Annotated in this window: 19 protein-coding genes and 1 pseudogene; 4 read left to right on the forward strand and 16 right to left on the reverse strand. The window is 33.0% G+C overall.

All coding sequences use genetic code 11. The features are described from left to right. Positions 1–1,325: pseudogene (locus HMPREF1871_RS04335) on the forward strand (relaxase/mobilization nuclease domain-containing protein); the annotation flags it as partial. 17 nt (positions 1,326–1,342) lie between these two features. On the opposite strand, the gene HMPREF1871_RS04340 reads toward HMPREF1871_RS04335, so the two are convergent. From HMPREF1871_RS04340 to HMPREF1871_RS04405, 15 genes are all read right to left on the reverse strand, one after another. Further along, positions 1,343–2,014 (reverse strand): hypothetical protein, encoded by a 672-nt coding sequence (locus tag HMPREF1871_RS04340; RefSeq protein ID WP_066130454.1) that lies wholly within the window; start codon positions 2,012–2,014, stop codon positions 1,343–1,345. Further along, positions 2,014–2,136: a hypothetical protein gene (locus HMPREF1871_RS06450; protein WP_269746045.1), complete on the reverse strand. Its 123-nt coding sequence runs from the start codon at positions 2,134–2,136 to the stop codon at positions 2,014–2,016. Before HMPREF1871_RS06450 ends, HMPREF1871_RS04340 begins: the two co-directional genes overlap by 1 nt. 3 nt (positions 2,137–2,139) lie before the next feature. Next, positions 2,140–3,621 (reverse strand): nucleotidyltransferase, encoded by a 1,482-nt coding sequence (locus tag HMPREF1871_RS04345; RefSeq protein WP_066130457.1) that lies wholly within the window; start codon positions 3,619–3,621, stop codon positions 2,140–2,142. A gap of 18 nt (positions 3,622–3,639) precedes the next feature. Next, positions 3,640–4,347: an SMODS-associated NUDIX domain-containing protein gene (locus HMPREF1871_RS04350; RefSeq protein ID WP_066130460.1), complete on the reverse strand. Its 708-nt coding sequence runs from the start codon at positions 4,345–4,347 to the stop codon at positions 3,640–3,642. Between the two features lie 22 nt (positions 4,348–4,369). Then, positions 4,370–6,604 (reverse strand): S8 family peptidase, encoded by a 2,235-nt coding sequence (locus HMPREF1871_RS04355; RefSeq protein WP_066130464.1) that lies wholly within the window; start codon positions 6,602–6,604, stop codon positions 4,370–4,372. Further along, entirely contained in the window at positions 6,597–7,664 is a 1,068-nt protein-coding gene (locus HMPREF1871_RS04360) for an ATP-binding protein (protein WP_066130467.1), read from the reverse strand. The genes HMPREF1871_RS04355 and HMPREF1871_RS04360 overlap by 8 nt, the downstream gene beginning before the upstream one ends. Positions 7,665–8,216: 552 nt before the next feature. After that, positions 8,217–9,695: an Lsa family ABC-F type ribosomal protection protein gene (locus tag HMPREF1871_RS04365; protein WP_066130469.1), complete on the reverse strand. Its 1,479-nt coding sequence runs from the start codon at positions 9,693–9,695 to the stop codon at positions 8,217–8,219. A 404-nt stretch (positions 9,696–10,099) separates the two neighbouring features. Continuing rightward, complete coding sequence (locus HMPREF1871_RS04370) at positions 10,100–11,053, reverse strand: ketopantoate reductase family protein (RefSeq protein ID WP_066130472.1); 954 nt, start codon at positions 11,051–11,053, stop codon at positions 10,100–10,102. Between the two features lie 491 nt (positions 11,054–11,544). After that, positions 11,545–13,383, reverse strand: a complete 1,839-nt coding sequence (locus tag HMPREF1871_RS04375) for a hypothetical protein (protein ID WP_198145770.1) — start codon at positions 13,381–13,383, stop codon at positions 11,545–11,547. A gap of 383 nt (positions 13,384–13,766) precedes the next feature. Then, positions 13,767–14,051 (reverse strand): hypothetical protein, encoded by a 285-nt coding sequence (locus HMPREF1871_RS04380; RefSeq protein ID WP_066130475.1) that lies wholly within the window; start codon positions 14,049–14,051, stop codon positions 13,767–13,769. Positions 14,052–14,142: 91 nt separating this feature from the next. After that, positions 14,143–14,736 (reverse strand): DUF4097 family beta strand repeat-containing protein, encoded by a 594-nt coding sequence (locus tag HMPREF1871_RS04385; protein ID WP_066130478.1) that lies wholly within the window; start codon positions 14,734–14,736, stop codon positions 14,143–14,145. A 446-nt stretch (positions 14,737–15,182) separates the two neighbouring features. Beyond that, positions 15,183–16,745, reverse strand: coding sequence for a recombinase family protein (locus HMPREF1871_RS04390; RefSeq protein ID WP_066130480.1), 1,563 nt, complete (start codon positions 16,743–16,745; stop codon positions 15,183–15,185). Then, positions 16,738–17,154, reverse strand: coding sequence for a serine integrase family protein (locus HMPREF1871_RS04395; RefSeq protein ID WP_066130483.1), 417 nt, complete (start codon positions 17,152–17,154; stop codon positions 16,738–16,740). Before HMPREF1871_RS04395 ends, HMPREF1871_RS04390 begins: the two co-directional genes overlap by 8 nt. After that, entirely contained in the window at positions 17,147–18,709 is a 1,563-nt protein-coding gene (locus HMPREF1871_RS04400) for a recombinase family protein (protein WP_066130485.1), read from the reverse strand. The genes HMPREF1871_RS04395 and HMPREF1871_RS04400 overlap by 8 nt, the downstream gene beginning before the upstream one ends. A 59-nt stretch (positions 18,710–18,768) precedes the next feature. Then, positions 18,769–18,978: an SHOCT domain-containing protein gene (locus tag HMPREF1871_RS04405; protein WP_066130488.1), complete on the reverse strand. Its 210-nt coding sequence runs from the start codon at positions 18,976–18,978 to the stop codon at positions 18,769–18,771. 384 nt (positions 18,979–19,362) lie between these two features. On the opposite strand from HMPREF1871_RS04405, the gene HMPREF1871_RS06545 reads away from it, so the two are divergent. Beyond that, entirely contained in the window at positions 19,363–19,608 is a 246-nt protein-coding gene (locus HMPREF1871_RS06545; RefSeq protein ID WP_425330837.1) for a ParB N-terminal domain-containing protein, read from the forward strand. 728 nt (positions 19,609–20,336) lie between these two features. On the opposite strand, the gene HMPREF1871_RS04420 is transcribed toward HMPREF1871_RS06545, so the two are convergent. Next, positions 20,337–20,894, reverse strand: a complete 558-nt coding sequence (locus HMPREF1871_RS04420) for a TetR/AcrR family transcriptional regulator (protein ID WP_066130492.1) — start codon at positions 20,892–20,894, stop codon at positions 20,337–20,339. A gap of 129 nt (positions 20,895–21,023) precedes the next feature. Here HMPREF1871_RS04420 and HMPREF1871_RS04425 point away from each other — a divergent pair, with 129 nt between their 5' ends. Together HMPREF1871_RS04425 and HMPREF1871_RS04430 are read left to right on the forward strand one after the other, a co-directional pair. Then, complete coding sequence (locus HMPREF1871_RS04425; protein ID WP_066130495.1) at positions 21,024–21,545, forward strand: HXXEE domain-containing protein; 522 nt, start codon at positions 21,024–21,026, stop codon at positions 21,543–21,545. A gap of 38 nt (positions 21,546–21,583) precedes the next feature. Continuing rightward, on the forward strand, positions 21,584–22,765 hold the full coding sequence (locus tag HMPREF1871_RS04430) for an alpha/beta hydrolase (RefSeq protein ID WP_066130497.1): 1,182 nt from the start codon (positions 21,584–21,586) through the stop codon (positions 22,763–22,765). The last annotated feature ends 6 nt before the right edge of the window (positions 22,766–22,771 follow it).

The following is a 22,771-nucleotide window of genomic DNA, read 5'->3' on the forward strand; positions in this document are numbered from 1 at the left end:
TACAAAAATACATCCTATAAAATCAACTCTTAATCTTGCCATTGACTATATTGTTAATGGCGAAAAAACAGATGAGCAGATTTTAGTCAGTACGCATAAATGCCATCAGGGAACTGCTCATACACAATTTTTAAAAACACGAAATGACGCAGGAACAAAAGGAACCGTTCTTGCAAAACATCTCATTCAATCATTTTTACCGGGAGAAACAAGTCCTGAATTGGCTCACCAGATTGGTATGGAGCTGTGTAAAAAGATACTCAAAGATCAGTACGAATTTGTCTTATCTACTCACGTAGATAAGGGGCATACCCACAATCACATCATCTTCAATAATGTAAATATGGTAACAGGTAGGTGCTACCAGTCTAACAAGAAAAGCTCTACCACCAAATCCGTTATCAGAGTGATAAACTCTGCAAAGAAAATAGCCTATCTGTCATTGACGAGTTTTACGAAAGCTATAAGAAAAAATATAAGATTAACGGTAAATCTTGGTATGAAAACGAACAGGCAAAACATGGCACTTCTTGGAAAAGTAAACTTCAATTTTACATTGACAGAATGATAAAACAGTCAAAGGACTGGGACGAATTTTTAAAGAAGATGGCTGATCTTGGCTATGAAATCAAATACGGTAAGCACATTGCTTTTAAGCCAAAAGATAAGGCGAGATTTACAAGGACTAAAACAATCGGAGAAGATTATACCGAAGAAAGGTTAAAAGAACGAATTTCAGAAAGAGAGTTTATCAAGACTCCCGACGTCAAAAAACGCATCGGCAATGTTATTGACATGAACACCAATGCAAAGGTAAAGGAAAGCAAAGGCTACGAATATTGGGCAACCAAACATAACCTTCATACAATGGCTGAGTCTGTTATTTATATCAGAGAACATGGCATTAAATCCGTTAAACAGCTTGACGAGTATATTCAAAAAGCAGCCGATGAAAGGCAAAATATACAAGAGAAAATCAAGGCTATTGATAAGGAAATGCAGAAGCTTTCCACCACTATGGAGCAAGTTCACACTGTAAAAAATACAGGCAATACTACAAAGAATATAAGGCTAATCCGTCTGACAAGACATTTTTTGAAGAATACAAAGTTCAGATCACCCTATATGAAAATGCCCTTTCAGAACTAAAAAAGTCCTATTCAAAGCTGCCAAATTCAAAGGATATTTTAGATAGACTTGATAAATTGCAAGAAAAAAAGAATACCCTTATGCAAGACTATTCTTCCTCAAAATCTACTATGGATGAGCTTTACAAGATACGAAAAAATTACGGAATTTATATGGATAAGGAGATGGAGAGATAAACTTTTGAGTTTTTCTATTATCTCAACAAAAAATTATGAACAGCGTTTAAAGTCAGTAAATATGATAAAACTGAAAACAATATTACCAAAAAACTGAGAAAAGAAACCAATTCAAATCGTTTTGTTTTAGAAATAAATTTGCGAATTACTTGTATCGGATTTTTCTTTTTTCTATCAATATAGACACTGAATACACGCAACAATAAGGTATAAGATATCATTTGTTGAATTACTCCTATAGATACACCTAAAATTTTATATACTGATATAAAAAATTTTCTTGTATCAACTATTGACGGACTCATTGTTACCACCATTTCCTTAATGTTAAATCCATAATACAATGTTAATGTGGAAACAACTATTGAATCAATAATAAATTTAACGGTAACTTTTTGAACTTCCTTGCTAAAAGATATAATAAATAAAAATATAATAGATAATATTAAAGGTATAAGCCCAAACCACTTTAAGAACAAAGATATATACTCTACATATTCTTTAAAAAAATTAACAATTATAGAAGCAATCAATGCTCCTACAATAATAATTCCCCATACATCATTATTACTCGAATTTTGACTGTATACATATTCCTTTTTTCTTTTTGAAACATAATTATATTCTAGAGAATCGATAAAAGAAGTTTTTGTAGATATTTCTATATTTGTACTAAATATCATTACCATTAAATTTTGTCAACAAGTATTCTTAGAACTAAAATTAAAAAACCTAATATCAGCGTTTTAATAATATCTTCAGGTATTGTTTTAACTAATCCAAATAACCAATTTATAATTGTATCAGGCATACACTACCCTCTTAGTTTTTTAGTATTAAACCACTCAAAAGTAAGACCATCAATTATATTAACTTCAAAAGGTTTACTTTTCCCATAAAAAATACCATTTTTTACTAAATACGCCTCAACATAATGTCTACCTGCATAGCAAGTTTCTTCTGTTCTTATTCTTTTTCCTTGCTCAAGCTTAGAATTATAAAAGTCTCCTCTTAAGCAATTTGCATTGATTGCTTCGTAACCAGTATTGGTTATTTGCCAGTATATATCATAGTCTTTTATATTAAGTGTAAGTGCATTGACTTCAAATCTAAGTTTTCCTTTTTTATTCAAAGCTTCACCACTTTTTATTTGCTTAAATCTGAAACCATGCCAACTATAATATGCTTTTATCTCTAAGTCAGTCTTAGCAATACTTGATATTTTCCATTTAGGTTTTTGATGATGACTTAAAGAATTTAACGAGATTCCAATTTCATTAGTATTTTTACGCAAACTTCTCTGTATATAAAACATACTCTCATTTAAAGGCAATACTTTATTATCTACGCTAAAATCAACTTTAAGTTGATCATACCACTTCAAAAAATTTTCAAAATATTTTTTATCTTTATCCCATTTCAAAGATAATTTTTCTTTTCTATTAACCGGATTATAAATACAAGGATTTTCATTTTCATATTCAATTCCGCTCAAAAGATTTTTAACCACATTCAATAATAATGTTTTAAAATCATCACTAATAATCGTACACTTAGGATAAATTTTTGCAATCAAAGTAGTAATTATAACGGAAGACGGTTTTTGTTCCATATCATCTTCAAACATAACTTCTGCATGTCTCTTTAATAATTGCACAATTCTTTGTAATGGAGTTTTTATTTTATAGTCTGGAATTTCTTCTATCTTTGCATAAAATCGTTTAGCATATGATTCTTTTATCGTTTGAAAATCGCTTTGTTTTTTAAACCAATCAGAATATCCTTTAGGATTACTAACTTCCCAGTCTAATGTTATATCATCATAATTATCACTTCTTTTGTCTGAAATTGCAATATTTCCATCATCCGTATCATTCCAAGGAACAGCAGGTAAAATATCTATATGAAAATTTGATTCATCCACATAATTTAATGTCCAACACCTATTGCTTTCTTTTGGAAAATTTTCCATACTATGCTTTAATGAGTAATTTTTAACTACTTTTCCAAGTTCATCTTTTAATTCTCTTTGAGTCTGGTGGTGCCTTCTTTTTTTAGTCATATTACAAACAATATCTATATCATACGCCCCGTCTTCAGTAAGAGGTTTAATTGCTGTTCCTAATTTAATAGAACCTTGTAGGTAAATATCCGGACTATATTCTGCTAGATCAGATTCTTTTATATAGTTTGCTATTGCCTTATATCTGTTTGATGCTTTTTCGTAATTTGATTCAGAAACATCAATTTCATTAATAAGCTCTTTTATCTCCTTCGCCATTTCAAATTTTTTCATTTTATTCCTCCTCTCTTCTTAAATAATATATTGCGAATGGGCTCCTATTTTAAATGATTTTCCTCTTATATCAACACATTCCTTTTCAATGTCTTCTCTATCTACAAGCTTAATTAAATCATTCTCTTCTTTTACATATTTGTATATCATACCAATATATTCATTTGTTAAATGAATCTCATAAATATCAAACAATAATATTTCATTCTTTTTAAAATGCTTAGAATAAGCCATTTTAGGTTTTATTTGCTTTAAAAATTCTATTCTCATGCTACTTAGAACTTCTATAGGCAATATGTTATTTTTTATAATTTCTTCATAAAACTCTCTATATACCGCTACTTCCCTATTTTCTCTACTATCAAACCAATTTAGAACTTTGCTAATATTTTTTCCTTTGGTACAAAATCTTAAATCTTCTTTTTCATAAAACCCTCGTTTATTTTCAAAAATAATATTCAATTTCCTTTCAATAGTACTAAACGAACTACAAACCTTATATACTCCACCAACAGGTTGCAGTTGTTCTATTTTACTTCCCTTAATTAAAAGATATTTATCATCTATTTTTATTTTATATAAATACGCAATGCTAAACCTAATATCTTCGCTCCGATGCATCAACGATTTTACAAACAACCCTATTCTTCTATAATTAGCTGCAAATATACCAATTAAAAAACAAATTCCACTGCTAATCAAATTAATTCCTATATTTTCTAACACTTATATCCCTACACTTTCATTATTACTCCCACTTAATTTCTTCATTAACTTTTTGGTGAATATCTACTCTATTAACAACATCGATTTCATTTACTAACCAACCATTTAATGTACAACTTCTGATAAATTCATCAATTCTATTAACTCCATTTATTTCTTTGAGTGTTACAACAACACCAAACCTAACTCCTATACCATCTTGAGGAGCTAATCGGTTATTTGTCTTTACTTCCATACCCCAGTTTTTATTTCTATAAGAATCTTTTGGTATCATTCTTTTTGTAGCACTCTCTGCGATATACTTTACATTATCCCATTTTCTAAACTGCTTTCTGGCTTCACCTTCCAAAAGATAATTTCTTTCTCCCTCTAAAGTGTCTTCCGTATTCTGTTTATCCCCCTTAATATCCTTGATTTTTTTATCATCCCCTATTCGCCCAAAATGTAAATTTAATTCCGTATTTATATAATCAACACCTTGCAATCTATCACACAATGGAAAATAACACATAGTAGCCTTTGCAATATATGGATACTTATTATCCTTTAGAGGTACTGGAAAATCGTAGCTATAAGTATTCCATTTTTCACTAACGTCTGATACCACAAATTTTATTTCATCATCTTTTGTTTGAATAATATCATTTATATGAATTGGTACAACTCCATGCCCATATAAAGCAACTTCCTCAGGAGTCGGTTTTTCATCCCAACCTCTTGCAGCGTCAATAATAATGGCTTTTGCAACTTCTCTATTAAATCCTATCACATCAATTAAATAAGATAATTTTCTCGCAATCCACGGTGCAGCATAAGAAGTACCAGCAACACTCACAGCCCCTAAAGGTTCACAAACCCTAATGTACTCTTCTTCACTGCCACCATAATAGCTCACATCAGGCTTTGCATAAAAAGATAATACCAATCCTTTACGAGCATATTTAGTAGACAGACCATTCTTACTAACTGAATTTACAACTATACTATTAACAGAATCTGCTGGAGATCCTATTTTTACTATATCTGCACTTGGTTTATTTGTCCCTGCCACAACAAATATTACATTGTTTTCAAACTGAATTTTATCTAATGTTGCAGCTTCAGCAGAAATAAAGTTGTCATTAATTTCCTGATTACTACCAAGTGAAATATTCCAGACTTTTATATCTGAATTATTTACCACAATACTCTTTATTTTCTTTATTATTGAAAATGAAGAAAATTCAGCACCTACCGCTACTCCAAAATGCCTAACTTTAAACCTTCCACAGCCATCATCCAGCCAAGGATTTAATCTTGCTCCTTCAACAATAATGGAAGATACTGCTGTCCCATGATTATAATCTTTTGGATTTTTTGATATATCTTCTGAGACCATATCATGATATTCAACCCAATCACTAAAATAAACACTTTCATCAAATAAGGTATCTATCACCCCAATTGTTGGTTCAATAGTTGGGGATGGTATAGTTATCATTTTTGTTTGATGCTCATTGGTAAAATCATCAGGTGATAAACTTGACAAATCAACGGTTGCCATTGAAACAAGATAAGGTGCTTTTACTAAAAGTAGTTCTACCTGCTTTTCGTCTAAGTAAACAGTTTGATTATCTAAAATTCTGCTACTTAAAATATCTATCCCTAATCTTTCAAATAATAATTTTGTATCTTTTCTTACATCATACAAAGTTATAATACTCTGTTTTATATCTATCGTAGGTAACTCTACCTCAAAAGAATCAATATACGATACATCTGCAATCACCTGTTTAAATGTAGACATACTTACAGAAAGTTTTTTAAAAACCTCCGAATTAACAATACTTTTGTCTTTAAATTCGCTCTTGCTGATATTTCCTCTAAATTTTTGAGATAATATATTTGAAGTATTTACAATTAACTCTATACTTTTAGTTAAATCATCTTCATCAAGAAAATATGTTATTATATGCTTACTCTGATTTGAATTAAATTTTGCTCCAACAATTGCTTCATTAGAATATGTCCCTTTAAAAAGTCCAGCAATTCGATTACTTTTCGCAACAATCTTATTATAATAAACACTAACCAAAATACCCTCAAACGGTTTTGTTTCTTTATCCCAAAATTCTTTAATCTGGATTAGCTGAGCTTTTAATCTTAATAAATGCTCTGTACTGACTTCCATCCTCCCATTCATGGATACACCACCACGATTACCATTTTTACTGGCTTGTACAAAGCGTTTCCCTTTTAATTCCAAGACATTATTCACTATCTACTTCCTCCTTCTTTAACTTTCTTGAGACAGAACTTTTAGACTCTCCTTTTAATTTTTCTATTTCTCTTACAGTGAAGCCTTCCTCATGAAGCTGGTTTATATCCTTGTGATCCAGATTTCCTATCAAGCTATTATATAATCTCCTAAAATAATCATACTCAGAATCAACATCGCTAAATGCAAGTGATGTTTTTATAATGTTTTTCAAATCTCCAGGATAAGGTATTTTTTTTGCTATTTTCAATATCTTTTTAAATAATCTTGTGTCTTTTGATATTCCTTTAAAATTCTTGATAAAAGAAGAAAAATAATATTCAGCAACTTCTATTAAATCCTCATCGCTATACCTATTGAAATTAATAACAGCATCAAATCTCCTAATTAATGCTTTATCAAAATTTGAATATATATTAGTTGTTGCAATAAGCACTATTTCTTTATTAAGATCTGTTAATCTATCTAATTCTCTTAAAATTGTAGATGTTACTCTTCCCATCTCCCTAATATCATTAGAATTAATCCTATCTAAAGCAATAACATCAATTTCATCAAATAAAACCACAACCTTATTTGTATTTGGAAGCATATTTATTTCTCTAAATACTTTTACTATATTTTTATTAGTCTGTCCCAACTTGCTATCTATCAAATTTTCAAAATCCACTCTAAAAAGAGAGCGATCCAACAATCTTGCAACATTTTTTGCTGCTTCTGTTTTTCCACTTCCCGGTAATCCTTCAAATAAAAATTTATTAATACCAACATTATGATTTACAGCATTAATAATACCTTTTATATCCTCTGTTATTTCAAGCGGTAAATTTAAAGCCTCTAAATTTCTTATTTCAACTTGCTTTAAAAACTCACTTTCAAAATCACTACTTTGTGGTGAATATAAATTTGATTCAGATATTAACCCCATAATATATTCAGATAACTGATAATCTCCTATGCTATCAAAATATCTTGCTATTGCTATAGCCTCATTTCTAAAGGAATTTTCATTCCTTTCCACATGGTATTTTATTAAATTCAAAACATTTTGTTTTTTCATATTGCCATACCTCCTAATTTCTTTATCATTATATCGCAAATCGGGACGTATTTCTACGTTTATGGGACAAATATTTAGATTTATATGTCTAAAGTTATATTATCCTTTCTTCATAAAAAAAGAGCAGCCTTTTATGCTACTCTTCATCATACTATACATGAATCGTGCTTAATTAACACCCACTTCACACCCTGGGTGCAAAGTGGGTGCACCTTTTTAACGTTAACATCCTGTACTCTCGACCCCAAAGCGTCGACATGTTTCCTCATACAGCCAAAATACGTTCAAAAACCACGCCAAGCCAGCTTACAGCCGCTGCATGCTAACCTTTAACGATAACTCTCGCAAACCTCTGCTATACAAAGGCAAATTTGCACCCAGCTATTAAGCCCTAGACATCAATACAACACTCTCAACGTATCAAGACTACCCTGATGATAACCATGCATCAAGAAAAGAGCCTTAACGTTCGTTGCAGGAGAGAAGCTGGCAAGGGGAATGTCGTATGATGACAAAAGTCTAAGGCACTACAAACTGGGATTTGTATTTTACTTAAAATTGTATTATTTTATTAGCGATATCTTCTACAAATCGCTTATCGTGTTCCACAAATATGAGTGTAGGCTTTGCTTCTTTTATAATTTCCTCAATCTGTATTCTTGATATTACATCTATATAATTCAGTGGTTCGTCCCAAACAAATATATGAGCTGGCTTTGAGAAACTTACAGCAATTAAAACTTTCTTTTTTTGTCCATCGCTATAGTTCTTCATATCCATTTCGAATAATTCTCTTGAAAAATCTAATTTTCTTAGAATTGTTTTACACAATGTTTCATCAACATCTTGCTTGTGAATATATTCATTTAGGCTACCTGTTAAATTAGATGTGTCTTGAGGAATATACGAGATTTTTAAATTACCTGCTAATTTTATCTCACCTGTATACTCGTGATTTATACCTAATAAAATTTTAATCAAGGTTGATTTTCCGCTACCATTACCCCCATATATAGCCACTATATCGCCTTGCTTTATCTGAAAACTTACATTACTTAGGATCTGTCTTTCTCCATAGTATGCTGATAACTCGCTAACCGATATTAGGGGATTTTTGTGATGATGTAGCGGATGCAGTAATAGGCTTTCCTTTATTTCGATATCTTTTAGTAAACTCTGTTTTTCTTCTATTGCCTTGTTTTGTCTATTCTCCAAATTCTTAGATTTTTTCATCATCTTGGCTGATTGATGACCTATATGTCCTTTGTCTGGTTTTACACCTGATACTTTCACACCATTTTTAGTATTTTCAATTTTATCAGACCAAATTTGACTTTGTCTTGCAGCCTCTTTTAATCGTTTAATATCTTTTTTTAATCTCTCATTTTGACTAATTTCAAATTGGTCTTTCATCAATTTATTTTCATACCATGATGTAAAATTTCCTGATTGGACATCAATAGAATTACTGTTAATAGAAATAACATGATTGATACAACCATCTAAAAAATCTCTATCATGAGATATAAGCAAAAAACCTTTTTTACTTTTCAGATATTCACTTACAATTTTTCTTCCGTCCATATCTAAATGGTTTGTTGGTTCATCAATAAGTAAAAAGCCATCTTCTCTTGTAAACAAAATAGCTAAAAGGAGTTTTGTTTGTTCCCCTTTAGAAAGAGTTTTAAATTCCCTATAAACAAGGTTCTCATCTACATTTAGCAAATTAAGTTCTCTAAATAATTTCCATTCTTCCTCATCTGATATTAGTTCTTTATATAACTCAATTCCTAATTTTGAAGTATCGCTTATATTTGGTGGAAATTTAATAAATTCAACATCCTTGCTTATTTTACCTTGATAAGTTTCTTGATTTAAAAGTAACTTAAATAGAGTTGATTTACCAATTCCATTTCTTCCTATCAAACCCGTTTTCCAGTTTGTATCAAAGGAAAACGATACATTTTTAAATATCGGTTTTACATATCCATAATATGAGAAAGTGAGGTTTTCAATTTTAATTACTGACATAAATCACCTACCTAAACTTATCATTTACCACCCGGGTGCAAAGTGGGTGCACCTTTTAACGTTAACATCCTGTGCACTCGACCCTAGAGCGTTGATATCTTCCCTCAAACAGCCAAACTGTGCTCAAAAACCATGCCAAGCCAGCCTAAAGCCGCCACACGCTAAACCTTTTAACGATAGCCTATGAATAAGCCCTTATTTTCTGCACCTTATTTACTCAGTGGGTGCAACTTTTGACATCAAAACGACAGTCTCCACGTGAAACGAGTGAACACCAAGTATGTCAAGTAGTTGCGTTCGTATGTGGGAACATATCCACAAATTTTTTAGCGATAGCATAATGTTATCGTTAAAAGGTATTATCTAGACAAACTGGAATTTATGAAGCCGAATTTATCTAGGATTTATCTATTAAAGATTTTATCCATATTTGAATAAAATAAGGGTAAATCCAGATTTTCTTGCTTCCCAGCCTCATAAATACTTTTACATCCATACATAATGTCTTTTACATCATTATGTAACGTCATAATTCTGCTTGTGAGCTCATTTCCTGCAAACATTCGTTTCATTATCATACCTGCGACAGCAGAAGGTATTTTGTAAGGAAGAAGTTCATTTTTATATAATTTCAAATTGACCCCTCTAGCTTTTACTACTTTAACAGTTTCTCTTATCGATTTCACTGCCATAGATAATGCGTGGAAAGCTCTCATAAGATTAATCGCAAGCTGTTTTGGGTCATCAATTTTTCCGGCTCGTGCAGCAGTAGAAGTAACACCTGCATTTATTGCCATGTGAATCCATATCCATTCCACCATATCATAAGGAACTTCTGTTTTTAGGTCTGTAGATTTAAGAAGTTCTATCAAATCTCTATAGTTTGGAATGCTTGCTTTTCTCTTGCTTTCAAGCATTATATGGCCAAATAAAACACAGTTCAACTCTTGCTGTATCATACTTCCACCAGCAGTAGGAAATCCTATAATGTATTTAAAATTACCTACTATTTCTTCAATCTCTTTGCGATTGTTCCAAAAGTTACAGAATAATATTAAACTTCCCGTAATGTTGTTTTGCGAAAGTGTTGCTATAGCATCTTTTATTTTTCCGCATGAAACACTCAAAAGAATAAAATCATAACTTATATCCGGTTTTGCAAGATTTACAGTGTATGTATCTGTTTTTTCTTCTCCCTTATTATCATAACGTCCGTCTAATATAGTTATATTCAGCCTTGCTGGAACATTTTGTTTTTTATTTTCTATAACTAAATGCTCAATCTGATGTCCTGCTTTTTGAAATACATATCCATAAGTTGTACCTATCACACCTAAGCCTAAAATACATATTTTCATTTATATACACCTCCATAAATTCTAATTTGTCTTTGTTTAAAAATAAATCCCATTATATAATTCCATAAACCCTTTAGCAAACTTCGCGATAAGTTCAGGATCAAGTGCAGTGGCTAAGGGTTCACCATTATTTTCTTTATATGCAATGCATTCACTTGCTTCACTTCACCCTTTCATCTTTTATTGCTCTAGCCTTAGAATAAGCCTTCATTTTCTACACTTTAATTAAATCTTGGTCATGCCTTGTATAAGACTTACATCTGTTTTTACTTCGCTAATTTGTAGCTCGTACAAGCATTGTTACACATTCTACTGTTACTAAGTATGCCATGTAGTCTTGTCTGTATGTGGAAACATATCCACGAACTTTTTAACGATAGATATGAGTTATAGTTAAAAATTATTAGACTATACTGACCTCTTGATATGGCACACTTCTACAGGCATGTTTTAATAAATCTGATTCTGTTTGCGAAGATATGTATTAAGAACTATTCAAGTAAGCTATTTGATTTTTGTCTACAGTATTCCTTAATTATTCTATAAAACTTGTCTTCGTTGAAATATTGCCGTGTAATATACAATTTATATCTTCTCAAAATTTGCTCTTCCAAAAAAAATTCTTCTATTGCAGAATATGAACTTATTTCATAATTATTATTCTTTCTGAGAAAATCAATAAATGTATTTGCTTTTTTATTTCTAAACAATTCTGGAGATAACATCCCTATTAGGAAATATTTCTTATTCATAGGATTAATACAATGTATCACGGGCTGATTGGCAGTTATAAAATTGTATAACTTTGTATCATTTAAAATATATATTCCCTCTCTTTCAACAAAAGAGTAAGAAATATTTGTTAATAAAATCGGGACTACATTTACATTATCTATATTGCAATTAATAGCCTTAAGTCTTGAATTAATGCTTTTCTTTCCGTTTTCATCCTTGGTAAAATATTTTAAATTGCGTTTAAATTTATCAATGTAATAATCTAACTCCTGAATATTACGACAATATCCTCTCACATTATCATGCTGAAATTGAGTTTTGCACTCAATGACAAACAGTGTATCATCTATATATAGTAAAATATCTAATTCATAACTCTCGCCATTACTACTTGTTTTAACATTCTTAATTGCACTAAGATTGTATCTCAATAATAAATTATGTATGTTTTCTTCATATTTTGAACCCTTTTTCGATATTTCATTATTATTAGTAAAAAGAACCATTACACTTTTTAGTGGTTCAATCATTTTTATTAATGACGGAAGTAAAAGTATAAAATTGTTGTATTCAATTAAAAATGATGAGAATAAATCATTTTTGCTTTGACCAAATACCAGATGCTTAAAAATAACCTTTATTTCAGCCTCACTAAATTTATTTTGAAGTAAATCATTTTTTAATTTTTCTATTTCTATTTTTAGTACGTTTTTCTCATTAATAGCTAGTTTATAGAAATAAGTGTAGATGGAAACCCATCTTTCCAGTTTTATGTCTAGGTATTCTTCAGTTAAGTCTTCGCTATAAAAGAATTCTTTTAATTTTTCTCTAAAGGAATTCGAATATTTAATTATGTCATTTTCATTATCAAAATCTTTCAAATTTTTAGCATTATTTAAATTATAGTACTCTAAAAATGAAAATATTCTATCCGTAATTATTCCATGATTTTCTCTAATATATAATTTATTAAATAATCTAGTATTTACTTCCACATCTCCGAACATCCAATTACCGATTATATCATTTACTAAATTGAATAACTGAATTAAAACTATGATATCATTTACAACTGTATCGTCAGTATTTTGATAATATGTCGACATGTCATTTATAAATCCATCTCTAAGCAATGTTCCAAATCCTAAAATGATATTTTCGCTAGAAACTAGATATTGTTGTCGCTTAGACTCAGATGAAGTTTTACTTAATTCATCTAAATTTATAGATATTTCGTCATTAAATCTTTCCACCCAGTTTAAATATGAACAATTCATCTGTCCGAGTTTTAATATATCTTTTTTTATTTGATTTCTTTTTTTATTTAGTTTATCACCCTCGTAAGATAATCGTTTAAATTTCTTATAACTATTATCTGAAAGGTTATCTTCAACCCAATTTTTTAATATACGTTTAGTATCGTCACTAAATAATGTTTCATTTCTATCTGTAACAAAAAAACCCGAGTATTTTAAAACTTTTAGTATTTCTTCTTCATTTTTATTTTTGTTAATATAATCCAAATAGTCTAAAGGATTATTCTTCATATTTCTTTCAATTGAATTTATTCTCACATCATTGTATTTCTTACTCATGTGATATCTCCTATTATTTTGCCAACGTTTATCAATTTTCATTTCTCAAGTATTTTCAAAGCATAATAATTGTTTTGCAATATATAAATTTTTGCATCTATCCATCTACTGCACCTGCCCGTTTTCATTTTTTCACCCAACCATACTACAATTTCTGTTTGGATAGATTCCCATTAAACAATAACAAGAAGAATACCGTGATTCAAAATCATCTGCTTAAACTCCCAGATTTCTTTAATTTCGAGATTTTTAAGTCTTTCACTTCTATACTTTTGGCAGCAAACAAACCGTCTCGACATGAGATTGTTAGGCTAATTTCGGAAATGGTCTAACCCTTTAGTTTTTCCTGTATTACTACGGTTATCACTGCTTTGCTTTTTCAATTATTTAAATTCTCGATTAGGTAATTTTCCAGTTCTCAAAGCGACAGTAACAAACTCAACCTCTTGCAAGCACTTCTCGCAAAGTTCATAACCTTCATTGAAGTTCACTCTTGACCTAAATGTGCTAGCAATGAATTCGCATGGTGAGGTGATCCTTTCAACTACACCGCACCGTTCGCACTCAGCATACACATTTCCATCCTTAATTAGAATAAACATTCCATGGTCTTTCTCATTTCCCATGACGCTAACATCTTCGAAATCATCAAATTTTACATAGAGCATATAAGGCTTCCTCCTTTATTGGTATGTCTATATACGCTCTAATTCCAACTTATATCAAGTTTTATTGCTTCTTTTTTGATCTATATGTCTGCTACTTCGCAATAGCTTTCCCATTAAGGCAGTGCACCATGTAATGCGCAAATCCATCGTTTTTACAGTTTACCTTCTTCTTATCTGAAACCTCGGTGACACCATTCTCACAATCTACTTCAAGGCTTGCATCCTTGGTGATTGTTCCTTCTAAAATACTCATGCCATTTAACGTATCAAGTGTACAAACATGAGTTACTTCTACGTTTGTTGCTAAAGCCGACCCATTACAACATTTAAGAAAGACATCATCCGCTTTCAAATTAACAACTTCTACCTTGCCATTGTTCACTTCTACATAAAGCTTACCAATCTGAATATCTGTGATGAGCACTTGATTAGAATCAGATTCAACCTCACAAACTTCCACATCATGTGGCAAACTCACAACAATTTCAGGCATACCCTGAGTAAACCACCTCAACCAATTCGAAGCTGAAACTTTTTTAGTTTGAATAAGCCTTATAACATTTTGCGCTTCCTCAACCCTCAATATATCTTGTTCACAGTTAACAAAGCTCACACCAAAGGTATCAGCACGTTTCACCGTTAAACGAACATCTTTCGTCTCTGCGATAAACTTCTTATTATCCATTACTTAAGCACCTCCCCGTGCACATACTAATAATCAGGCCTCATTTTAACTTTTGAGCTATATTTTCCCACTTCACAGGGTGGGTGCAAAGTGGGTGCAACTTTTAACGTTAACATCCTGTGCACTCAACCCTACACCGTCGACATCTTTCCCCATACAAGCCAAAACACGTTCAAAAACCACGCCAAGCCAGCCTAAAGCCGCCACACGCTAAACCTTTTAACGATAGCCTATGAATAAGCCCTTATTTTCTGCACCTTATTTACTCAGTGGGTGCAACTTTTGACATCAAAACGACAGTCTCAACGTGGCTTGAGTGGTCAGTATGGATAATATTTAATATTTTTTTTAATCCTCGTATGTGGGAATATATTAGTCAATATGTATCTTATAATACATTATATCATTTGTAGGCAAAGAAAAAACAGCCCAATAATAGGAGCTGTTTACTGATTAATCTCTACTTCAAGTCCTGATTTGAATATCACTTTAAGTTTTTCTTCATATACAACTATCTTATCTACTAGTTTCCTCACCAATTCTTCATCGTATCTTTCTATTTCTAATTCTTGATTGTCTAAAAACTCTTCTAATTCCATCAATCTACTTTTTACATTCTTCTCTTCCGCCACATTTAGAAGTATCTTTTCTTTTTCATTTCTTAATTCTTCTACCTTATTTGCAAGGTCTGTGTAGTCTTTCTTGGCATTAGCAACTTTTAAAAGTTCTTCTTGAACTGCCAGCATTTCTTTATCTATTTCTTCTATCTGCCTACTTCCATTACCTGTGATGGCTTTTTCTATATTCTCTTTTATTATTTCTTTTAATTCACTACTTTCCGATATAAGTTGGTTGATGGCTTCTACGACTGCCTCTTGTAGGTCTTCCTCTTTTATTGTTCTTGCATGGCAGGCATCTGGTCCATGGGTTACTCTTGTACAACACCTCCAAACAGTGTATTTTTTCCCTCTGTTGTTCCATGCTATTCTCCTGTAAATATCCCCGCATTTAGAGCAATAGACAATACTTGAAAGGGCGTATTTGCTGGAATAAATTCTTCTTTTCCCTTTGCCACTTACCATATTAGCTCGTCTGTACATTTCTTCTCCAACTCGCATGAATATTTCTTTAGGTATAATGGCTTCGTGGCTGTTTTCTACATAATATTGAGGGGCAATGCCATCATTCTTTACTCTTTTCTTATTTAGGAAATCTACTGTATAGGTTTTCTGCAGGAGAGCGTCTCCCATATATTTTTCATTGGTTAAAATTTGATTCAGGTTTGATACATGCCACTTCTTATTTCCTGCTCCATTTACTATCTTATCTTTTTCAAGCCCTAGCTTTATATCTCTTAGGCTTGCTCCTTCCAAGTATTCTCTGTAGATCCTCTTTACTATTTTTGCTTCTTCAGGAACTATGACAAGTTTTCCGTCTTCGTCTTTTGTATAGCCTAAAAACCTATTATGGTTTACTTGGACTTGGCCTTGTTGAAATCTATATTGAAAGCCTAACTTCACATTTTGAGATAAAGACTGACTTTCCTGTTGTGCAAGGGATGCCATAATAGTAAGGAGAACTTCTCCCTTGGCATCCATTGTATTGATATTTTCTTTTTCAAAATAGACTGGTATGTTGTTTTCTTTAAGTTTTCTAATATACTTTAAGCAGTCTAGTGTGTTTCTGGCAAACCTCGATATGGACTTTGTGATGATGTAGTCGATGTTTCCTTCCAAGGCTTCTCCAATCATTTTATTAAAGCCATCTCTTTTCTTGGTATAAGTTCCACTAACACCTTCGTCAGAAAATACTCCTGCAAATTCCCACTCTGGATTTTTCTTAATATAGTTTGTGTAGTGGTCTACTTGCGTGTCATAAGAAGTTGCTTGTTCATCGCTGTCTGTTGACACCCTTGCATAGGCAGCTACTCTTAGTTTTTTCTTTTCTGATTCCTTGATTGAGTTTCCCTTTTTCTTTTTAGCTGGTATGACTATAACCTTGTTATTCATCATCTATCACCTCAATCAAACTATACTGATAACTTGCTCGTTCAAAGGGATCTATCGGTAGAACTCCTTCTTCTTCATAACGAAATTTGTAGGGAACTTTAATAATCTCCTCTTCCTTTTCCCAAACTCGTCCCATGGCCACTGCCCTTTCTTTTAACATTTGACCTGCCTTCCCAAAACTTTCTATATCTATTATCTTGGGATAGATATCATTTCCTAAATAATTTTTATTGGTGAGGATTTTTTTAACACTAGAGCTGTTTTTCTTTAAACCTACAAGTTCTGCAGACTTTATAAGGGCGTTACCAGCAATATAGTTGTCAAAAATTTTTCTTATATACTCAGCTTCGTTTTCTTGGATTTCTAATCTTCCGCCTCTTATGGTATAGCCATAACATAACCTAGACATTATTTTTCACTTCCTCTCTTAGTACAAGTCCACACTTTAAATGAAAATCAAGAGTCTCTCTATTGACAACCTGTATGTGATCAATGATTTCTTCAAACATGTCATCTTCAAAGTGATCTATCATTTCACTTTTTCCTAAGATTCCTATTAGTTTTTCAAGTTCTCTTATTTCTTCATCATTTCCCAGAATGGATTTTTGACTTCTTTCCTTTTCCCTAAGTAGCTTCCTTTCTTCATTTGAAATCTCACTGCTTTCTTTTGTGTAAATACTTGCATCTAAAACTCCTGATGTTATCAGTTTGTTTAAGACCTCTTTTCTTTCTTTTAGTTTTTCTAAGCTTTCTTCTATTTTGTTTATCTTCTCGACTTCTTCTCTGCTGTCTACTCTTTTTAAGGATTCTAAAAGTGGTGTAAGGATACTATCTTTTCCAAAGATTAGCTTATTAACTAGAGTCACAAAAGCTAGTTTTATGTCCTTGTCCTTAATAAACTTCATGGAACATTTATTTATATCTTTTAGGTGCTCACTACAAGTCCAAGCTATATATTTATCTTTACCATTATAGTGATGTCTTCTTTTAAAGCTTGAACCACACTCGCCACACTTGATTTTCCCCGATAGGCTATATCTATTTTGATATCTTTTAGTGTTTTCTCCATTTCCTTTTGCTAGGGCTCTAAGTCTTATTAACTCTTGTACTTTCTCAAAGTCCTCTCTACTTACTATGGCTTCATGGTTGTCTATAATCTTATACTGGTCTTCTTCTCCCTTATTTTTATGTCTATCATAATTTTCATCTGTATAGGTCTTTTGGTAGATAACATCCCCTGTATATTTTTCATTCTTTAAGATTCCGTTTATAGTTGATCCATGCCAGCTTGCTCCTTTTTGTCCTTTAATCTTTCTCTTATTTAAATCTTCTGCAATTTTATGTGTTCCCTTACCTGAAAGATACTTTTCAAAGATCTCTTTTATTATTTTTCCTTCTTCTTCGTTAACTACCATCTTTCCGTCTATGTTCTCATAGCCATAAGGTGGGCTTGATATAATAAACGTTCCATTTTGAAATCTTTTCTTTATGGACCACTTATTATTTTCTGATATAGACCTGGACTCACTTTCTGCAAGGGATGAAAGTATGGATAGCATCAACTCACTTTCCATGGTTCTTGTATCAATGTTTTCTTTTTCAAAATAGATACCAATGTTTAAATCAAGAAGTCTTCTTACGATTTCCAAACAATCTGTTGTGTTTCTTGCAAGCCTTGAGATGGATTTGGTTAGAATAAAATCTATTTTTCCGTCTTCACAGTCTTTTAACATTTTTAAGAGACCGTCTCTACGTTCTTTCTTTGTTCCAGTTATCCCTTCATCAAAGTATAGGCCTGCAAACGTATATGTCTTGTTCTCAGATATCATCTTTTTGTAGTGTGCTTTTTGTGTTTTAAGACTTACTAGCTGATCTTCCTCATCTGTCGATACTCTTGCATAGGCAGCGACTCTTAATACTGATTCTTCTTTTTGATTTGCTTCTATTTTGGTTATCTTTTTCATCGTCTCACCTCTCTTTCTATTAGTGCTATATTCCCGTACAAGTGAGTATATATCAAGTCTTATAGCAATAATTCTGAAAGAATAGGTCTGAATTTTTTAATGTTTTCTCTCCTAATTTTTCTATATTCTTCAAGACTAATTTCATCTAAAAGAAAGAGGTCTTGGATGATCTTATCAGATAGATAAAAGTTAAGCTCTGCCTTTAAATCCCTTTCTGTATATTCGGTTTTTAAAGTTTCTTTTCTACCTTCAAACTTTTCTACTCTCATACTCCACCTCCTATATCACAGTCAAAGAAATCAGTTCTATTTTTAACCTTAATTTTCTTTCCTCTATATTCCTTAGGACATATGGAGTGACTTTGAGTAAAAATTAAATAATTAAAAGTTTAGATAAAAAAAGACCTATCAGCATTTATGTGCGAATACCAATAGGTCTAATATAATATTAGATTTTTATGTAATGATACTGTTCTTTAAGGAGGGTCGGGCTGGCACAGGCCGGAAAAAAGGTGCTTCTCATTGACTGACAGCCCTCCCTGGGTATGCTTACGGTCAACGCCCATGCAGCCGAGGGCAAGAGCATCTTCGCCCACGATCCGGGTGGCAAAGTGGCGGAAGGTTATGCAAATCTGATCAAGGAGGTGTTGAAACTTGAACAGCAGTGCGAAAAAAGTAGAACTGGCATCAGTAGATGACCTGTTCTCCACAGAGGAAAATCACACCGACGCGGGGCGGGAAAAGATGGTGGAAATCCTTCTGATCGAGATGCACCCGTTCAAGGACCACCCTTTTAAGGTCAAGGACTATGAGGCCATGATGAAAACTGCCGACAGTATCCTGCAGTATGGGGTGCTGGTTCCGGAGATTGCCCGCTCTGACCCCAATGGCGGTTATTAACTGGTAACCGGACACAGGCGGCATCGGGCCAGCCATCTGGCGGAGAAAGAGACAATGCCGGTCATTGTCCGGGATTTGACGATGACGTCGCCACCATCATCCTGGTTGACAGCGACTTGCAGTGAGAAGAACTCCTCCCCAGTGAAAGGGCTTTTGCCTACAAGATGAAGTTGGAGGCTATGAAACATCAGGGTGAACGTATGGATTTAACTTGTGCAAAACTTGGGCACAAGTCCAATGGAAAGAAATCCAGGGATATTTTGGCGGAGCAGATCGGACAAAGTAAAACTCAGATTCAAAATACATTCGCCTGACAGAGTTAATTCCCGAACTATTGAACATGGTGGACGAGAAGAAAATCGCCTTTAATCCGGCCTATGAGGTGTCTTTTCTCAAACCAGAGGAACAGCAGATGCTTTTAGAAACGATGGATTATGAGCAGGTCACCCATTCTCTCTAAGGTCCAGCGCATGGAGGAAACCATCATCAAACTGCTGGAACAATGGCAGCGCAAGGGAGCCGCAGCTATCCTTGAGCATTTCTTGCCGGTATTTACTATTTTGAGATTCATTGTGATACATATAATGAATTGGGCACACGCTGCACTACCTTTATGGAAATGTAGGAGGAATTTAAAAATATCACTTTCAGCACAGTGGAAGATGACGCAGGAACGTTCAGGAAGGGTGGAAGCTTTTACGCATGATTTAAAAACACCAGGGTGCTTTTCAAGAATTAGATGCAATTATTTGTAGCATCATTTTAGATATTTCTTTTGGAGACGGACGATTTTCCATTTGAATCCATTCGGAAAGAAGATTCCAAAGTGCACCGGCACTGACGAGCAGTGCAGCTTTCCTTTCAAAGATGCTGTCGTACAAATTTTGATTTCCACGAACGGTATCATGAATCACAGGTAAGGCCTGATTGAATTCTTCCAGCAGATAATAGAATAGATGATTCTGTTGCAAAAGACGCAAAAAGTCGATTTGTTTCTCCCAAAAGGTAAAAAACACTTCCACAATCTGCTCCAGTGTATAGTGCCTGTCTTTTTGAAAATAAGTAATGTAGTCCTCACATCTTTCTAAGAAGCATTGCTGTAATACCTGCTCCTTCGAATCAAAGATCCTATAAAAAGTTCTTCTTGATAAAAGCGCATGTTCGGCGATTTCTGTTACGGTAATACGAGCGTAGTCTTTTTGGCTCATAAGATCCAACAAGGACTGCATAAACCATTGACGGGATTGCTCAGCGATGGGATTCTTTTCCTTTTTTACCAACCTCATTTTGTTCCTCCTGTCACACTTTTTCGGGATTGTAGCACTTGAACCGCTTATATTGACAATCATGTCTTATTGAGTATACTATAAATTAGAAAGTGACACAAGTGAGACAGATAAAGGAGGCTCAATTTTATGAATACAATAAATACGATTGTTTGGCTGTTCCCTGTTATTTTTATGCTGCATGACTTCGAGGAGATTATTTTTGTGGAGGCATGGAAACAGAAATATAAAAGAAAAATACAAACAACAAAAATGAAGAAGATTCCATTTGCCGATTTGGGAAGCACACCGTCATTTTCCATTGGTGTATTGATTGAATTTTTCATTATTTCAGCTTTATCCCTCTCTGCTTGTATCTTTGATTGGTACTTTTTGTGGCTGGGATTATTTTTTGGATTTACCTTTCACCTGATTGTGCATTGTATATTGGCGTTGCAATTTAATGGCTATGTACCCGGAGTTGTCACCGCAATCCCGTTCCTTCCGTTATGCTTTTATATCATTTGGGTTTCAAATAAATTCCTTTCTTTTACCACAGCTCAATTATGGATCAGTTGTGTAGTAGGCGCTATTTTGATGCTCTTAATGGTGGCTATTTTGCATAGATGTATGAAATCTTTTGAAACTTTTATCAAAAAGTGGGAAATTTAATTACACACAAATAGCAAATTTTTAAGGAGGTCTTTTGCATGGAGTTGAAATTTAAACAAGGTATGTATCACCTAAATCCTGATCCTAATTTTAACTTTCAGCTTAACCGCGTCATTCTTTGGAATGGCGGGAATTTAAACGATGTGATGCAGTCTGCCAAAAAGATTACAGACAGCACAAGCTGGAAGAAGGAAATGATTTACCTTGGGGATCATGCACTCTCTCAAAACAGAATCCCTCAGGCAATTGCATATTACCGAATGAGCGAATTTTTTGATGTAAATCCTGGCAACAAGGAATACTATATAAAAGCCACGGAACTGTTTTATGAGTATTACCATTCTTATTTCGATGAGGGACGTGTCCAGAAAATTCAAGTTCCATATGAAGATGTTATGCTGCCAATCATGGTTGCAAAAGCTCAAAAACAATGTAAGGGCACCATTCTTTTACACGGTGGTAACGATTCATGCTTTGAGGAAATGTTTTTGCCGATGTTATATCTTTCTGAACAAGGGTATGATGTATATCTATTTGAAGGTCCTGGACAAGGCAACGTTATTCGTGTTCAAGGGAAACACTTTACATATGCTTGGGAACATCCAGTCAAAGAAATATTAGATTTCTTTCACTTGAATAACGTCATTATTATTGGTGTTTCTTTGGGAGCTATGCTGGCCCTGCGTGCTGCTGCATTTGACAAAAGAATTACAAGGGTTGTATCTTGGTCTGTTTTACCGGACTTTCTAGACGTGGTTCTCGACCAAATACCAAAAAATGTAGGCGGTATTGTTAGGTTTATGTTGAAACATAATCTCAGCATCGTTCTCAGCCCTATTCTTTGCATGATGAAATTGATACGTAAGAATGACCCATTATTTCAATGGGGTGTCAATCATGGAATGTACGCCTATGGAGCTGACAGCATTTATGATTATCTGAAGAAAGTGAGTAAATATCAGATTATGGATGTGGCCTCCATGATTGAACAAGATGTATTGATTCTTGGTGCCAACCAAGACCACCTCGTTGATTACCGAATGATCGGCAAAGAAATCAACGCACTTACCAATGCGAACTCTCTCACATTTCGCCTTTTTACTGAAAAAGAAAATGCGGGAAATCATTGCAATTTAGGAAATGCCAAACTGGCTTTAGATGTGATACTGCAATGGTTGACATTTTTAAAACATCGTGATTTAGAAGTTAGAAAGAATTGAATTCAT

The sequence above is a fragment of the Gemelliphila asaccharolytica genome (assembly GCF_001553005.1).
Taxonomy (GTDB): domain Bacteria; phylum Bacillota; class Bacilli; order Staphylococcales; family Gemellaceae; genus Gemelliphila; species Gemelliphila asaccharolytica.

Coding starts and splice junctions, on each gene's coding strand:
- HMPREF1871_RS04360 (WP_066130467.1), bottom strand. CDS start 7,664: ATGAAAAAACAAAATGTTTTGAATTTAATAAAATACCATGTGGAAAGG.
- HMPREF1871_RS04375 (WP_198145770.1), bottom strand. CDS start 13,383: ATGAGTAAGAAATACAATGATGTGAGAATAAATTCAATTGAAAGAAAT.
- HMPREF1871_RS04385 (WP_066130478.1), bottom strand. CDS start 14,736: ATGGATAATAAGAAGTTTATCGCAGAGACGAAAGATGTTCGTTTAACG.
- HMPREF1871_RS06450 (WP_269746045.1), bottom strand. CDS start 2,136: ATGCCTGATACAATTATAAATTGGTTATTTGGATTAGTTAAAACAATA.
- HMPREF1871_RS04430 (WP_066130497.1), top strand. CDS start 21,584: ATGGAGTTGAAATTTAAACAAGGTATGTATCACCTAAATCCTGATCCT.
- HMPREF1871_RS04370 (WP_066130472.1), bottom strand. CDS start 11,053: ATGAAAATATGTATTTTAGGCTTAGGTGTGATAGGTACAACTTATGGA.
- HMPREF1871_RS04405 (WP_066130488.1), bottom strand. CDS start 18,978: ATGAGAGTAGAAAAGTTTGAAGGTAGAAAAGAAACTTTAAAAACCGAA.
- HMPREF1871_RS04395 (WP_066130483.1), bottom strand. CDS start 17,154: ATGTCTAGGTTATGTTATGGCTATACCATAAGAGGCGGAAGATTAGAA.
- HMPREF1871_RS04400 (WP_066130485.1), bottom strand. CDS start 18,709: ATGAAAAAGATAACCAAAATAGAAGCAAATCAAAAAGAAGAATCAGTA.
- HMPREF1871_RS04425 (WP_066130495.1), top strand. CDS start 21,024: ATGAATACAATAAATACGATTGTTTGGCTGTTCCCTGTTATTTTTATG.
- HMPREF1871_RS04340 (WP_066130454.1), bottom strand. CDS start 2,014: ATGGTAATGATATTTAGTACAAATATAGAAATATCTACAAAAACTTCT.
- HMPREF1871_RS04345 (WP_066130457.1), bottom strand. CDS start 3,621: ATGAAAAAATTTGAAATGGCGAAGGAGATAAAAGAGCTTATTAATGAA.
- HMPREF1871_RS04420 (WP_066130492.1), bottom strand. CDS start 20,894: ATGAGGTTGGTAAAAAAGGAAAAGAATCCCATCGCTGAGCAATCCCGT.
- HMPREF1871_RS04365 (WP_066130469.1), bottom strand. CDS start 9,695: ATGTCAGTAATTAAAATTGAAAACCTCACTTTCTCATATTATGGATAT.
- HMPREF1871_RS04380 (WP_066130475.1), bottom strand. CDS start 14,051: ATGCTCTATGTAAAATTTGATGATTTCGAAGATGTTAGCGTCATGGGA.
- HMPREF1871_RS04390 (WP_066130480.1), bottom strand. CDS start 16,745: ATGAATAACAAGGTTATAGTCATACCAGCTAAAAAGAAAAAGGGAAAC.